General features: G+C 40.5%; 11 protein-coding genes. 6 read left to right on the top strand and 5 right to left on the bottom strand.

Annotated features, from left to right (window positions below; translation table 11 throughout):
• Window positions 1-73 precede the first annotated feature (73 nt).
• From ilvC to KV696_RS05475, 3 genes are all read left to right on the top strand, one after another.
• Window positions 74-1,096, top strand: a complete 1,023-nt coding sequence (gene ilvC / locus KV696_RS05485; RefSeq protein WP_000290683.1) for a ketol-acid reductoisomerase — start codon at window positions 74-76, stop codon at window positions 1,094-1,096.
• Window positions 1,097-1,209: 113 nt separating this feature from the next.
• Complete coding sequence (ilvA, locus tag KV696_RS05480; RefSeq protein ID WP_219967069.1) at window positions 1,210-2,460, top strand: threonine ammonia-lyase IlvA; 1,251 nt, start codon at window positions 1,210-1,212, stop codon at window positions 2,458-2,460.
• Between the two features lie 830 nt (window positions 2,461-3,290).
• On the top strand, window positions 3,291-3,506 hold the full coding sequence (locus KV696_RS05475; RefSeq protein ID WP_001130036.1) for a capsule biosynthesis transcriptional regulator: 216 nt from the start codon (window positions 3,291-3,293) through the stop codon (window positions 3,504-3,506).
• 243 nt (window positions 3,507-3,749) lie between these two features.
• Here KV696_RS05475 and KV696_RS05470 read toward each other — a convergent pair whose 3' ends face one another.
• A complete protein-coding gene (locus tag KV696_RS05470; RefSeq protein WP_000189477.1) occupies window positions 3,750-4,490 on the bottom strand; it encodes an amino acid ABC transporter ATP-binding protein in 741 nt (246 codons plus the stop codon).
• Entirely contained in the window at window positions 4,490-6,055 is a 1,566-nt protein-coding gene (locus KV696_RS05465) for an ABC transporter substrate-binding protein/permease (RefSeq protein WP_173276297.1), read from the bottom strand. Before KV696_RS05465 ends, KV696_RS05470 begins: the two co-directional genes overlap by 1 nt.
• Before the next feature lie 138 nt (window positions 6,056-6,193).
• Between KV696_RS05465 and KV696_RS05460 the strand changes: the two genes are divergently transcribed.
• Both KV696_RS05460 and KV696_RS05455 read left to right on the top strand, forming a co-directional pair.
• A complete protein-coding gene (locus tag KV696_RS05460; protein WP_219967068.1) occupies window positions 6,194-8,083 on the top strand; it encodes a DUF2207 domain-containing protein in 1,890 nt (629 codons plus the stop codon).
• Window positions 8,084-8,144: 61 nt separating this feature from the next.
• Window positions 8,145-8,990: an undecaprenyl-diphosphate phosphatase gene (locus KV696_RS05455; RefSeq protein ID WP_219967067.1), complete on the top strand. Its 846-nt coding sequence runs from the start codon at window positions 8,145-8,147 to the stop codon at window positions 8,988-8,990.
• 32 nt (window positions 8,991-9,022) lie between these two features.
• Here the strand turns inward: KV696_RS05455 and dinB are convergent, their stop codons facing one another.
• A complete protein-coding gene (gene dinB, locus KV696_RS05450; protein ID WP_219967066.1) occupies window positions 9,023-10,084 on the bottom strand; it encodes a DNA polymerase IV in 1,062 nt (353 codons plus the stop codon).
• 238 nt (window positions 10,085-10,322) lie between these two features.
• Between dinB and pflB the strand changes: the two genes are divergently transcribed.
• A complete protein-coding gene (pflB, locus tag KV696_RS05445) occupies window positions 10,323-12,647 on the top strand; it encodes a formate C-acetyltransferase (RefSeq protein WP_000260631.1) in 2,325 nt (774 codons plus the stop codon).
• 301 nt (window positions 12,648-12,948) lie between these two features.
• Here the strand turns inward: pflB and KV696_RS05440 are convergent, their stop codons facing one another.
• Complete coding sequence (locus KV696_RS05440; protein ID WP_219967065.1) at window positions 12,949-14,388, bottom strand: TrkH family potassium uptake protein; 1,440 nt, start codon at window positions 14,386-14,388, stop codon at window positions 12,949-12,951.
• Window positions 14,389-14,391: 3 nt separating this feature from the next.
• The gene (gene trkA, locus KV696_RS05435; RefSeq protein WP_064276391.1) at window positions 14,392-15,741 is read right to left on the bottom strand and encodes a Trk system potassium transporter TrkA; all 1,350 of its coding nucleotides are present in this window, start codon (window positions 15,739-15,741) and stop codon (window positions 14,392-14,394) included.
• Between the last annotated feature and the right edge of the window lie 186 nt (window positions 15,742-15,927).

The raw sequence follows: 15,927 nt of genomic DNA, 5'->3' as shown, positions 1-15,927 counted from the left end.
TTGAGTATAAAAATATTTTAAATTTGTTAAACCAGCCTAAAAGGCAATAAATAATAGAAAAGAGAGAAAAACTATGGCAGTTCAAATGGAATATGAAAAAGATGTTAAAGTAGCAGCACTTGACGGTAAAAAAATCGCCGTTATTGGTTATGGTTCGCAAGGACATGCGCATGCTCAAAACTTGCGTGATTCTGGTCGCGATGTTATCATCGGTGTACGTCCAGGTAAATCTTTTGACAAAGCAAAAGAAGATGGATTTGACACTTACACAGTAGCAGAAGCAACTAAATTGGCTGACGTTATCATGATTTTGGCACCAGACGAAATCCAACAAGAATTGTACGAAGCAGAAATCGCTCCAAACTTGGAAGCTGGAAATGCAGTTGGATTTGCTCATGGTTTCAATATCCACTTTGAGTTTATCAAAGTTCCTGCGGATGTAGATGTCTTCATGTGTGCTCCTAAAGGACCAGGACACTTGGTACGTCGTACTTATGAAGAAGGATTTGGTGTTCCAGCTCTTTACGCAGTATACCAAGATGCAACAGGAAATGCGAAAAATATTGCTATGGACTGGTGTAAAGGTGTTGGAGCAGCACGTGTAGGTCTTCTTGAAACAACTTACAAAGAAGAAACTGAAGAAGATTTGTTTGGTGAACAAGCTGTACTTTGTGGTGGTTTGACTGCTCTTATCGAAGCAGGTTTCGAAGTCTTGACAGAAGCAGGTTACGCCCCAGAATTGGCTTACTTTGAAGTTCTTCACGAAATGAAATTGATCGTTGATTTGATCTACGAAGGTGGATTCAAGAAAATGCGTCAATCAATTTCAAACACTGCTGAATACGGTGACTATGTATCAGGTCCACGTGTAATTACTGAGCAAGTTAAAGAAAACATGAAAGCTGTCTTGGCAGACATCCAAAATGGTAAATTTGCAAATGACTTTGTAAATGACTATAAAGCTGGACGTCCAAAATTGACTGCTTACCGTGAACAAGCAGCTAACCTTGAAATTGAAAAAGTTGGTGCAGAATTGCGTAAAGCAATGCCATTCGTTGGTAAAAACGACGATGATGCATTCAAAATCTATAACTAATTGATAGAAATTAAGGTGAAGGCGAGTTGGGGGACTAACTCGCTTTTATAATCAATTCATCTCACTTTTAAGGGGATGGATTGCGATAGTATGAAATAGTCTAGGAGAAAATGATGTTAAGTTCAAAAGATATAATCAAGGCTCATAAGGTCTTGAATGGTGTGGTCGTTAATACACCGCTTGATTATGACCATTATTTATCGGAGAAGTATGGTGCTAAGATTTATTTGAAAAAGGAAAATGCCCAGCGTGTTCGTTCTTTTAAAATTCGTGGTGCTTATTATGCCATTTCCCAACTCAGCAAGGAAGAGCGTGAACGTGGGGTAGTCTGCGCTTCTGCGGGAAATCATGCGCAGGGAGTAGCCTATACTTGTAATGAGATGAAAATTCCTGCTACTATTTTTATGCCCATTACTACTCCGCAACAAAAAATTGGTCAAGTTCGCTTTTTTGGTGGGGATTTCGTAACCATTAAACTAGTTGGAGATACTTTTGATGCCTCAGCTAAAGCAGCTCAAGAATTTACAGTCTCTGAAAATCGTACCTTTATTGATCCCTTTGATGATGCTCATGTTCAAGCTGGTCAAGGGACAGTTGCTTATGAGATTTTAGAAGAAGCTCGAAAAGAATCGATTGATTTTGATGCTGTCTTGGTTCCTGTTGGTGGTGGCGGTCTCATTGCTGGGGTTTCTACCTATATCAAGGAAATAAGTCCAGAGATTGAAGTTATCGGAGTAGAGGCGAATGGAGCGCGTTCCATGAAGGCGGCCTTTGAAGCTGGTGGACCAGTCAAACTCAAAGAAATTGACAAATTTGCGGATGGGATTGCTGTGCAAAAGGTAGGTCAGTTGACCTATGAAGCAACTCGTCAACATGTTCAAACCTTAGTAGGTGTCGATGAGGGATTGATTTCTGAAACCTTGATTGATCTCTACTCTAAGCAAGGGATTGTTGCAGAACCTGCTGGAGCGGCTAGTATTGCTTCTTTAGAGGTGTTGGCTGAATATATCAAGGGGAAAACCATTTGTTGTATCATTTCTGGAGGAAATAATGATATCAACCGTATGCCAGAAATGGAAGAACGTGCCTTGATTTATGATGGGATCAAGCATTACTTTGTGGTTAATTTTCCACAGCGTCCGGGGGCTTTGCGTGAGTTTGTAAATGATATCTTGGGGCCAAATGATGATATCACACGTTTTGAGTATATCAAACGAGCTAGCAAGGGGACAGGGCCTGTATTGATTGGGATCGCTTTGGAAGATAAGCATGATTATGCAGGTTTGATCCGTAGAATGGAAGGTTTCGATCCAGCTTATATTAACTTAAATGGTAATGAAACGCTCTATAATATGCTTGTCTGAGGACTAATAAAAAAATATCATATTATTTGCACAACTGATGTATAGGTGTTATAATGAGGATGAAGAAAGGGGGCGATTCCTATGGACTTAGGAAATCTATCGTGCTATTTCTACTACAACTCACTATAACACCTATTATTTTTGATTCTGTTTATATTGAGGCGACAGCATTACTTACTATATATAAGGAAATTTTTTGAAATCCCCAATTGTATATATCCCTAATTTGAACTTTCACTAAATATAATAGGAATTAGAAAAAATAATCAATGTTTGTGAGATGGTTGCTAGGTGAGTCGGCTGAAAAAACTCGTGAGATAAACAATAGTGCTAGACATGAAACGGCAAGTGCTGCTGTTTTCAAATGACTAGCTGGGAAGCGGGTATGTAATCAGAAGGTGCAAGATTGGACAAAGTAAGTAGTACCGGTTGTGAAATAAATAAGATATAGATAAGGACAGGAAAGGAACCAAAGAAGGAGAAAGAAAACGGAATGGTTTAGAGATAGTGTGGAGTGAAAGACTATCTTTAGTGGACTTGTTGATTTAAAAGGAATATATAGAATGAAATAGTAAATCCTGTCTATCCTATTGAGAAACTGGCATTCAGTATACATGAATATTTTTACAAGTTTAAAGTTTAATAATACAATTATTCTTTAGGAGCTTACTAATGGGTTATAGTAAGCAAAAACCTATATATTATCGGCTTTAAAAAGGAAGTAAGAAGATTCTGAATCATTTATTTTATTGAATATATGTTTTTTTATTGACAAAAGACATAAAAACGTATAGAATAATATAACGTAAAGAAGAAAATAGGAGAAGAACATGGCTAAGTCAAACTTTGAAAAAGTAGAATCAGTTGTTGGCTGGGTTCGTGATAAGAAAATCACAGGCTACCGTATCTCTAAAGAAACGAATGCGCGTGAAATGTCTATCATTGCTCTAGCGCAGGGTCGTGCAAAAGTAAAAAATATTTCATTTGAAACAGCTCTAGGTTTAATTGATTTCTATGAAAAAAATCATGAAAAATTTGAAGATTAATCTTTGGATAATGGCGGATTCTTGAATAAGGTCTGCCTTTTCATTTTGATACTCAATGAAAATCAAAGAGCAAACTAGGAAGCTAGCCGTAGGCTGCTCAAAGCACTGCTTTGAGGTTGTAAATAAGACTGACAGAGTCAGTAACATATACCTACGGCAAGGCGAAGCTGACGTGGTTTGAAGAGATTTTCGAAGAGTATGAGGATAGCAAAAAGACTGCACGGTTGATGCAGCCTTTTCTTTTTATTTGAGATAGCGTTGAAGGAATTCTTTTGTACGGTCTTCTTTAGGATTAGTGAAGAGGTCTTCTGGTTTGCCTTCTTCAGCGATTACACCCTTATCCATGAAGATAACACGGTGAGAGACATCACGAGCGAATTCCATTTCGTGGGTTACAACAATCATAGTCAAGCCTTCCTGAGCCAGATCTTGCATGATTTTGAGGACCTCTCCAACCATTTCTGGATCGAGAGCTGATGTTGGTTCATCAAAGAGAATAGCGTCCGGATTCATTGAAAGGGCACGAGCGATGGCCACACGTTGTTTTTGACCACCTGAGAGTTGTTTTGGTTTCGCTTGCCAGTAGCGTTCTCCCATGCCGACCTTTTCCAGGTTTTCTTTGGCAATCTTTTCAGCTTCTGTACGTTCGCGTTTAAGGACAGTTGTCTGAGCGACAATTGTGTTTTCAAGCACGTTGAGATTTTCAAAGAGGTTAAAGGATTGGAACACCATCCCCAACTTTTCACGGTATTGCGTGAGATCATAGCCTTTTTCGAGGACGTTTTGTCCATGATAAAGGATTTGTCCATCAGTTGGCGTTTCAAGAAGGTTAATGGAGCGTAGGAAAGTTGATTTTCCGCTTCCAGAGCTTCCGATGATAGAGATGACTTCTCCCTTGTGGACAGTCAGAGAAATGTCTTTTAGCACTTCGTTTTGTCCATAGGATTTTTTGAGGTGTTTAATTTCAAGGATTGCTTGTGTCATTATTTCAAATCCTCCGTTTGCATTTGGTTAGCACCTGTAGTATAGGTATCCATGTCCATTCGGCGTTCAATGAAGCGTAGGATACGTGTTACGGTGAAGGTGAGGACAAAGTAAATCACGGCGATGATTGTAAATGTCTGGAAGTATTGATAGGTTTGCGTCGCCACGGTATTTCCTGAGAAATAAAGTTCGACAACAGAGATAACGTTCAATACAGATGTATCTTTGATATTGATGACAAATTCATTACCCGTTGCTGGTAGGATGTTACGAACTACCTGAGGGAGGACAATCTTACGCATGGTTTGATTATGAGTCATGCCAAGAGCAGTCGCGGCTTCAAATTGTCCTTTGTCAACTGCTAGGATACCACCACGAACGATTTCAGTCATGTAGGCTCCGGTGTTGATTGAAACGATGAAGATAGCAGCCAGTGTACGATCAAGGTTGATACCGAAAGCTTGGGCAGTTCCATAGTAGATAACCATCGATTGAACGATCATTGGCGTACCACGGAAAATTTCAATGTAGACATTGAGAATCCAGCCGACTAGTTTTTGTAGGCCATAAATGGCTTTATTCTCAGATAGAGGAGCAGTACGGAAGACACCAATGGCAAGGCCGATAATGAGACCTATGATGGTTCCGACGATAGAGATTAAAAGAGTGATACCAGCACCACGCAAGAGTTGTTGCCAGTTTTCAGAAAGAATTTTAGCGACTTGGCTAAAGAAACTACTGCTAGTCTCTTCAGTTGTTGTAGCTTCGGCAGGCTGTTCCTTGATCATACGATCCATCAAGGCAACTTGGTCATCTTTCGAAATGGTTTCAATGCTGGCATTGATTTGGCTAATACGATTGTCATCTTTACGAAGTCCAATGGCAATAGCTGTATCTTCTTCTCCAGTTTTGAAACCTGGTTCTACTTGAACCATCTTGAACTTAGAGTTGGCAGCTTCAGCAGTCAGTGCTTCTGGGCGTTCAGAAACATAAGCATCGATGACACCAGCCTCAAGAGCTTGGCGCATTTGAGCGAAGTCTCCCATGGCAGTTTCTTTTTTAGCACCTGGGATTTGTGCAATCAAGTCGTAGAGGTAGACCCCTTGTTGAGAAGTGATTTTCGCACCGTTAAAGTCATCCAAAGATTTTGCATTTGCGTAGGCAGAATCTTTTTTGACTAGTAGGACAGGTTCGCTAGTGTAGTAACTACTTGAAAAGGCAATTTCTTGTTTGCGTTCTGCAGTTGGACTCATACCTGCGATAATCATGTCAATCTTACCAGAAGTAAGGGCAGGGACTAGACCTTCCCACTTTGTTTTAACAACCAAAGGTTCTTTACCTAAGTCCTTAGCGATTTTCTTGGCGATTTGAACATCGTATCCGTTAGCATACTGGTTAGTCCCATCGATTTTGACAGCTCCATTGCTATCATCATCCTGAGTCCAGTTAAAGGGAGCATATGCTGCTTCCATCCCGATGCGTAAATATTCATCGGCTTGAGCAACATTGACAAGTCCCAGCATCAGCAAGAGACTTGTGAAAATAGATAAGTATATTTTTCTCATGATTTCTCCTATTTCTAATCTATTAAAAAATAACTGTCTCCTATTTTATCGAAAAAAACTCTATTTTTCAATATAGGTAAGCCCTTACTTGAGAAAAAATGATATAATGATAGCAAAGATAAAAAGGGGGCTTAGTTGATGAAAAAAACTTTTTTCTTACTGGTGTTAGGCTTGTTTTGCCTTCTGCCACTCTCTGTTTTTGCAATTGATTTCAAGATAAACTCTTACCAAGGGGATTTGTATATTCATGCAGACAATACGGCAGAATTTAGACAGAAGATAGTTTACCAGTTTGAGGAGGACTTTAAGGGCCAAATCGTGGGACTTGGACGTGCTGGCAAGATGCCTAGTGGATTTGACATTGATCCTCATCCAAAGGTTCAGGCTGCGAAAAACGGTGCTGAACTAGCAGACGTTACTAGCGAAGTGATAGAAGGAGTAGATGGTTATACTGTTAAAGTTTATAATCCAGGTCAAGAAGGCGACACAGTTGAAGTTGACCTTGTCTGGAACTTAAAGAATTTGCTTTTTCTATATGATGACATTGCTGAATTAAATTGGCAACCTTTAACAGACAGTTCAGAATCTATTAAAAAGTTTGAATTTCATGTAAGGGGGGACAAGGGGGCTGAGAAACTCTTTTTCCATACAGGGCAACTCTTTAGAGAGGGAACGGTTGAAAAGAGTAACCTTGATTATACTATTCGTTTAGACGATCTTCCACCTAAGCGTGGAGTTGAGTTGCATGCCTATTGGCCTCGAACTGATTTTGCTAATGCTACGGATCAGGGATTGAAAGGGAATCGTTTAGAAGAATTTAATAAGGTAGAAGACTCGATTGTTAAAGAAAAAGAGCAAAGTAAACAACTCCTTACTTGGTTCTTCCCTTCGATACTTTCTATCTCCTTGTTATTGAGTGTCTGCTTCTATTTTATTTATAGAAGAAAGACCACTCCTTCAGTCAAATATGCCAAAAATCATCGTCTCTATGAGCCACCAATGGAATTAGAGCCTATGGTTTTATCAGAAGCAGTATACTCGACCTCCTTGGAGGAGGTGAGTCCTCTAACAAAAGGAGCAGGTAAATTTACCTTTGACCAACTTATTCAAGCTACCTTGCTAGATGTGATAGACCGTGGGAATGTTTCTATTATTTCAGAAGGAGATGCAGTTGGTTTGAGGCTAGTAAAAGAAGATGGTTTGTCAAGCTTTGAGAAAGACTGTCTAAATCTGGCTTTTTCAGGCAAAAAAGAAGAAACTCTTTCCAATTTGTTTGCGGATTACAAGGTATCTGATAGTCTTTATCGTAGAGCAAAAGTCTCTGATGAAAAACGGATTCAAGCAAGAGGGCTTCAACTCAAATCTTCTTTTGAAGAAGTATTGAAAGAGATGCAAGAAGGAGTGAGAAAACGAGTTTCCTTCTGGGGGCTTCCGGATTATTATCGTCCTTTAACTGGTGGGGAAAAGGCCTTGCAAGTGGGTATGGGGGTCTTGACTATCTTGCCCCTATTTATCGGATTTGGTTTGTTCTTGTACAGTTTGGATGTTTATGGCTATCTTTACATCCCCTTGCCAATACTTGGTTTTCTAGGTTTGGTTTTGGCTGTTTTCTATTATTGGAAGCTTCGACTAGATAATCGTGATGGTGTTCTGAATGAAGCAGGAGCAGAAGTCTACTATCTCTGGACCAGTTTTGAAAATATGTTGCGTGAGATTGCACGATTGGATCAGGCTGAACTGGAAAGTATTGTGGTTTGGAATCGCCTCTTGGTCTATGCGACCTTATTTGGCTATGCGGACAAGGTCAGCCATTTGATGAAGGTTCATCAGATTCAAGTGGAAAATCCAGATATCAATCTTTATGTAGCTTATGGCTGGCATAGTATGTTTTATCATTCAAGCGCGCAAATGAGCCATTATGCTAGTGTCGCAAATACAGCAAGTACCTACTCCGTATCTTCTGGAAGTGGAAGTTCTGGCGGTGGTTTCTCTGGAGGCGGAGGTGGCGGCAGTATCGGCGCCTTTTAAAGAGAGCTATCACTGGCTGAAAAAATATGCTATAATGGAAGATAGAAAAAAGGAGTAATCTATGTATCTTATTGAAATTTTAAAATCTATCTTCTTCGGGATTGTTGAAGGAATTACGGAATGGTTGCCGATTTCCAGTACAGGTCACTTGATTTTAGCAGAGGAGTTTATCCAATACCAAAATCAGAATGAAGCCTTTATGTCCATGTTTAATGTCGTGATTCAGCTTGGTGCGATTTTAGCGGTTATGGTCATTTACTTTAACAAGCTCAATCCCTTTAAACCGACTAAGGACAAGCAGGAAGTTCGTAAGACTTGGAGACTGTGGTTGAAGGTCTTGGTTGCCACTTTACCTTTGCTTGCCGTCTTTAAATTTGATGATTGGTTTGATACCCACTTCCATAACATGGTTTCTGTTGCTCTCATGTTGATTATCTATGGGATTGCCTTTATCTATTTAGAAAAGCGTAATAAAGCGCGTGCTATCGAGCCAAGTGTAACAGAGTTGGACAAGCTTCCTTATACGACAGCTTTCTATATCGGACTCTTCCAAGTTCTTGCCCTTTTACCAGGAACCAGTCGTTCTGGGGCAACGATTGTCGGTGGTTTGTTAAATGGAACCAGTCGTTCAGTTGTGACAGAATTTACCTTCTATCTTGGAATTCCTGTTATGTTCGGAGCCAGTGCCTTAAAGATTTTCAAATTTATAAAAGCAGGACAGCTCTTGAGCTTTGGGCAATTATTCTTGCTCTTGGTTGCGATGGGAGTAGCTTTTGCAGTTAGTATGGTGGCTATTCGCTTTTTGACCAGCTATGTGAAAAAACACGATTTTACCCTTTTTGGTAAATACCGCATCGTGCTTGGTAGTGTTTTGCTACTTTACAGTTTTGTCCGTTTATTTGTATAAGAAAAACCTTGAAGGGACAGCTCTTCAAGGTTTTAAAATCCAGTCACGGTAATCCCCAGCAGGCGGACACCTCTTTCTTTCTCGCTTAGCTCTTCATAGAGTTGCAGGGCTATTTGGCTTATCTGACTAGCATCCTGTGTTTTTTGAGCAAGACTTTTTCGTTTAGTAAGAGTTGAAAAGTCCTCGTAGCGGATTTTCAAAATGACAATTTTTCCAGTTTTTTCTTGCTGATGTAGATTGAGAGCGACTCTTTCTGATAGAAGAGTCAGCTCTTTTTTGATATCTTCCTCGGCACGGAGAATCTTCCCGTAGGTTTTCTCCTTGCCGATTGATTTACGGATGCGATTGGATTTGACGGGGGAATTGTGGATGCCACGAGCCTTTCGATAAAGGTCATAGCCCAGTCTGCCAAAGCGGTCTATTAGGGTTACTTCAGGGACTTCAAGCAAATCAGCGCCGGTAAAAACACCCATTTGATGAAGTCTTTCCACTGTCTTTTTTCCTACTCCATGAAACTTGGAAATATCCATTTGTTTTAGAAAGTCCTCAGCCTGGTCAGGTAGAATCACTGTCAGACCATGTGGCTTTTGATAATCACTGGCCATTTTAGCTAAGAATTTGTTGTAAGAAACGCCAGCAGAAGCAGTTAGATGGAGTTCTTGCCAGATATCCTCTTGAATGAGGCGAGCGATTTTGACCGCTGACTTGATACCGAGTTTATTTTCTGTTACATCCAAATAGGCTTCGTCAATGCTCATAGGTTCTATTAAATCTGTATAGCGCTTAAAAATCGCTCGGATCTGGAGGCCCACAGCTTTATATTTTTCATAATTCCCTGAGATAAAGACGGCCTGGGGGCAACGCTCATAAGCTTCCTTAGAGCTCATGGCTGAATGGACACCAAAAGCTCGAGCTTCATAGCTACAAGTGGAAACGACACCACGCCCACCTGTTTGCCGAGGGTCACTGCCGATAATGACAGGTTTTCCTCTGAGTTTAGGATTATCCCTGATTTCTACCGCAGCAAAAAAGGCATCCATGTCAATATGGATGATTTTTCTTGACAAATCATTTAACAAGGGGAAAATCAACATGTCTAGCACCTTTTTTACAGCTTATTTTCTTTTATTATACCCTTTTTTCTGAAAAAAAGAAAAAAGGACTTTATTTTTTCAAAAATATAATACAGTTTAGAATAAAATATAGACTGTTTTAGAAAAGAAAGTGTAAAAATAGGGATTTTTCACTTGTTGAAAACGATTACTGTATGGTATACTTGTCTCATGAATGTAACAGATGGCTGTTGCTAGAAAGAAAAAAGAGGACATTAACATGGTTGTTAAGACAGTTGTTGAAGCACAAGATATTTTTGACAAAGCTTGGGAAGGCTTCAAAGGCGTAGATTGGAAAGAAAAAGCAAGTGTATCACGCTTCGTACAAGCTAACTACACACCTTATGATGGAGACGAAAGCTTCCTCGCAGGACCAACAGAACGTTCACTTCACATCAAAAAAATTGTAGAAGAAACTAAGGCACACTACGAAGAAACTCGTTTCCCAATGGACACTCGTCCAACATCTATCGCTGATATCCCAGCAGGATTTATCGATAAAGAAAACGAAGTTATCTTCGGTATCCAAAACGATGAACTCTTCAAATTGAACTTCATGCCAAAAGGTGGTATCCGTATGGCTGAAACTACTTTGAAAGAAAATGGATACGAACCAGACCCAGCTGTTCACGAAATCTTCACTAAATATGTGACTACAGTTAACGACGGTATCTTCCGTGCTTACACTTCAAACATTCGTCGCGCACGTCACGCACATACTGTAACTGGTCTTCCAGATGCATACTCACGCGGACGTATCATCGGTGTTTACGCACGTCTTGCTCTTTACGGTGCAGACTACTTGATGCAAGAAAAAGTAAATGACTGGAATGCAATCGAAGAAATCGATGAAGAGACAATCCGTCTTCGTGAAGAAATCAATCTTCAATACCAAGCATTGCAACAAGTTGTTCGCTTGGGTGACCTTTACGGAGTTGATGTTCGCAAACCAGCGATGAACGTTAAAGAAGCTATCCAATGGGTTAATATCGCTTTCATGTCTGTCTGCCGTGTTATCAACGGTGCTGCTACATCTCTAGGTCGTGTGCCAATCGTATTGGACATCTTTGCAGAACGTGACCTTGCTCGTGGTACATTTACTGAATCAGAAATCCAAGAATTCGTTGATGATTTCGTTATGAAACTTCGTACAGTTAAATTTGCTCGTACAAAAGCTTACGACCAATTGTACTCAGGTGACCCAACTTTCATCACAACTTCTATGGCTGGTATGGGTAACGACGGTCGTCACCGTGTTACTAAGATGGACTACCGTTTCTTGAACACTCTTGATAACATCGGTAACTCACCAGAACCAAACTTGACAGTTCTTTGGACTGACAAATTGCCATACAACTTCCGTCGCTACTGTATGCACATGAGTCACAAACACTCTTCTATCCAATACGAAGGTGTGACAACAATGGCTAAAGACGGATATGGTGAAATGAGCTGTATCTCATGCTGTGTGTCTCCACTTGACCCAGAAAATGAAGAACAACGCCACAACATCCAGTACTTCGGTGCGCGTGTAAACGTATTGAAAGCCCTTCTTACTGGTTTGAACGGTGGTTACGACGATGTTCACAAAGACTACAAAGTATTTGACATCGAACCAATCCGTGACGAAGTTCTTGAATTCGAATCAGTTAAAGCTAACTTTGAAAAATCTCTTGACTGGTTGACTGACACTTACGTAGATGCTTTGAACATCATCCACTACATGACTGATAAGTACAACTACGAAGCTGTTCAAATGGCCTTCTTGCCAACTAAACAACGTGCCAACATGGGATTCGGTATCTGTGGATTTGCCAACACTGTTGATACATTGTCAGCTATCAAATACGCTACAGTTAAACCAATCCGTGACGAAAATGGCTACATCTACGATTACGAAACAATCGGTGAATACCCACGTTGGGGTGAAGATGACCCACGTTCAAACGAATTGGCAGAATGGTTGATCGAAGCTTACACAACTCGTCTACGTAGCCACAAACTTTACAAAGACGCTGAAGCTACAGTATCACTTTTGACAATCACATCTAACGTTGCTTACTCTAAACAAACTGGTAACTCACCAGTCCACAAAGGTGTATACCTCAACGAAGATGGTTCTGTGAACTTGTCTAAACTTGAATTCTTCTCACCAGGTGCTAACCCATCAAATAAAGCTAAAGGTGGATGGTTGCAAAACTTGAACTCACTTTCTAGCCTTGACTTTAGTTATGCAGCTGATGGTATCTCATTGACTACTCAGGTTTCTCCACGTGCTCTTGGTAAGACTCGTGACGAACAAGTTGATAACTTGGTAACAATCCTTGATGGTTACTTCGAAAACGGTGGACAACACGTTAACTTGAACGTTATGGACTTGAACGATGTTTACGAAAAGATTATGTCTGGTGAAGACGTTATCGTACGTATCTCTGGATACTGTGTAAACACTAAATACCTCACTCCAGAACAAAAAACTGAATTGACACAACGTGTCTTCCACGAAGTTCTTTCAATGGATGATGCCTTGGATGCATTGAGCTAATCAAGTTCTTGAATAATGAAAAGGAACCCTCGGTCAGTCGACTGAGGGTTTTTGGTTTTAGGCTCTTAAATTCTTTAATACTCAATGAAAATCAAAGAGCAAACTAGGAAGCTAGTCGCAGGTTGCTCAAAACACTGTTTTGAGGTTACAGATAGAGCTGACGCGGTTTGAAGAGATTTTCGAAGAGTATAAGTCAGTATCTGAAGTGTCTCACTTGGTTTAAAAAGAGAGTTAGTTGGGGGTGAGAGTTCATCAGAAATAAAAACACCACACTTTGTAAGACACAAGGTGTGGTTGTATTTTATCTCTTAGACCAAGTTCTCTTCATAAAGAGAAGGAGGATTGGGTAAATCTCCAAGCGGCCTGCAATCATTGCAAAGGAGAGAAGAATTTTTGAGATAGGACTAAAGATTGAGAAGCTAGAAGTGGTTCCTAGAATAGGTCCGATATTATTGAAACAGCTAAAGACAGCGCTGGTCACAACCAGAAAATCATTGCTATCTAGGCTGACAATAAAGATAAGTGCTAGTAAAATCATAGAATAGATGACAAAGTACTTGAGAATCTTATGCTGGGTATCTTTGTCAATCACCGTTTTATTAACATGGAGTGTCAAAACACGGTGGGGCGATAGGATTGATAAAATCTGATTTTTAGCAATTTTTGAAAGGATAAGCCCTCGAATAACCTTGAGTCCACCTGCGGTTGAACCAGCAGAACCACCGATTCCCATGAGGAAGAGAAGGATAAACTGGGAGAAGAGGGGCCAGTTGGTAATATCTCCGTAACCAAAACCAGTCGTCGTAATGATATTGGAAACCTGGAAGAAGGCCATTTCAAAGCTCTTGGAAAATCCTGGGTAGAGATAGAGGGTATTGAGGCTGATCAAGCCTGTAGAAATTAGAACGATGACCAAGTAGGCCCGAAGTTCTTCATCTCCAAAGAAGGCCTTGACGCGACGGAGCATGAGGTAGTAGTAGAGGTTGAAATTTACCCCAAAAACCAGAACTCCGATACTAACCAGATAGGTAATCAGTGAGCTGCCATAGTGGGCAATGCCGTCGTTATAGACGGTAAAGCCTCCTGTACCTGCTGTTCCCATGGCAATGACAAAACTATCAAATAGGGGCATGCCAGCTAGATAATAGATGATGACAAAGAGGGAGAAGAGAGCTAGATAAAGGAGATAGAGAATCTGGGCAGTGTTTTTTAGTTTGGATACTACTTTACCAAAAACCGGGCCAGGAACCTCAGCCTTCATCACTTCTAGGTGGCTATTCTTGGCATTGTCCATAATAGCAAGTGCAAAAACAAGCACTCCCATCCCTCCAATCAAGTGGGTAAAACTTCGCCAGAAGAGGAGGGAACGACTGAGAACCGAAACGTCGTTCAGAATAGTTGCTCCAGTAGTTGTAAAGCCAGAGCTGATCTCAAAAAAGGCATCGATAACGCTGGGAATTTGCTTAGCAAAAACAAAAGGGAGACCGCCAAAGAAAGACCAAAGGATCCAACAGAGGGCCACAATCAAGATTCCCTCCTTGGCATAAATCCGTTGATTTTTTGGCTTTTGTAAAATTCCTGAACCGCCTAGTAATACGAGAATCCCAATCGTTGTAAAGAGGGCTGTAAAGACTTGGCTCGATTCACGGTAATAGACAGCGACAGACACAGGAACTAAAAGAAGAACAGCTTCAATCAAAAGTAATTTTGAAAGGAGGTAACGAATCATACTTTTATTCATTTCTTACCTCGCGATCAAGTCATAAATCTTAGTGATGTTTGGCAACAAAGTTGTTACTAGGAGCTTGTCTCCAACTTCCAACATATCCTCCCCAGTTGGGAAAATAGTCTTGCCCTTTCGAATGATGGCCGCAATAAGAACCCCTTTTTTCAATTTCAGTTGAGAAAGAGGTTTGGCAGTCATTTTATTGGCTTCCTTGATATGGAATTGCAGGGTTTCGATTTGGCCATTGGCTAGATGGTGCATGGCTTGAAGGTCTGAATACTGGGCATTAACCCGACCACGAATAAAGTGCATGATTGTATCTACAGCGATGCTTTTAGGTGTGATGATACTTGAAAAATCAGGCGCATTGATGATCTCGAGGAGACTGGTACGATTGACCTTGGTGATATTTTTTTGTACACCTACCCTGTCAAGGAACATAGAGGTAATCAGATTTTCCTCATCGACCCCTGTTAGAGTCGCAACGGCATCATAGTTTTGAGCACTTTCTTCCAGCAGGATATCTTTTGCGGTACCATCTCCTTGAACGATGTAGAGGTTTGGGAATTTCTCGCTAAAGAAGCTGGCGATTTCAGGATTGATTTCAATAACCTTGGTATCGATACGACTGTCTTTGAGGATACCTAGTAGATAATAGGCAATTCTACCTGCACCGACGATGAGAAGACTCTTCACAGCACGAGACTTGAAATAATTATGGAAGAGCATCATATCAACACGGTTACCAGTGACAAAGATTCTGTCTTTATCCTGTATAGTCATGTCACCGCTTGGGATGATAATTTGATGATCTCTTTCTATCGCACAGACAATGACATTGCCAAATTTTTTCCGAAAATCAGAAATGGGCATTTGGCAAAGACCACTGGAGGATTTAACAGTGAATTCCATCAAGCTGACCCGTCCACCAAAGAAACGTTCGACAGAGAGGGCGTTGGGGAAGTCAATGATATTCGCGATAGCGCGGGCAGCCAAGAGCTCAGGATTAACGATAAGAGAAAAACCGAGAATATTCTTTTCTTTGAAATAAGAGTTAGAATATTCAGGGTTCCGCACCCGAACGATGGTCTCTTTAGCTCCCATTTTTTTGGCTAGAACGGCTGCGATCATGTTCACTTCATCGTATTCAGTCAGGGCGATAAAGATATCACAATCCTGGACACTGGCTTGCTCAAGGATGGTAAAATCGGCCCCGTTACCAAGGATACCCATGATATCAAAGCGATTAACAATATGATTGAGGACAGCTTCGTCTTGCTCAATTAGCAAAACATCATGCTTTTCTGCAACCAAGGAGCGACAGAGGGCAAAACCAACTTTTCCCCCTCCGACAAGGATAATTTTCATATTAAAACCTACTTTTTCATGATGTAACTATCATACCTTTTTTCAAGAAAAAATGCACCTACTAGCTAATAACAAGAGCTTTTAGTGAAAATTTGCTATAAGATAAAACTATACCCTAACCAATTGAAATAGCTATTAGCGACTTTCTCTGAAATATGGTATGATAAAGGATATACAAGGAGATAA

Origin of the sequence: Streptococcus humanilactis (genome assembly GCF_019448275.1) — a bacterium.
Classification (GTDB): Bacteria; Bacillota; Bacilli; order Lactobacillales; family Streptococcaceae; genus Streptococcus; species Streptococcus humanilactis.
Note: the sequence above shows the minus strand (reverse complement) of the source record. Positions and strands in the feature narration are given on the sequence as shown.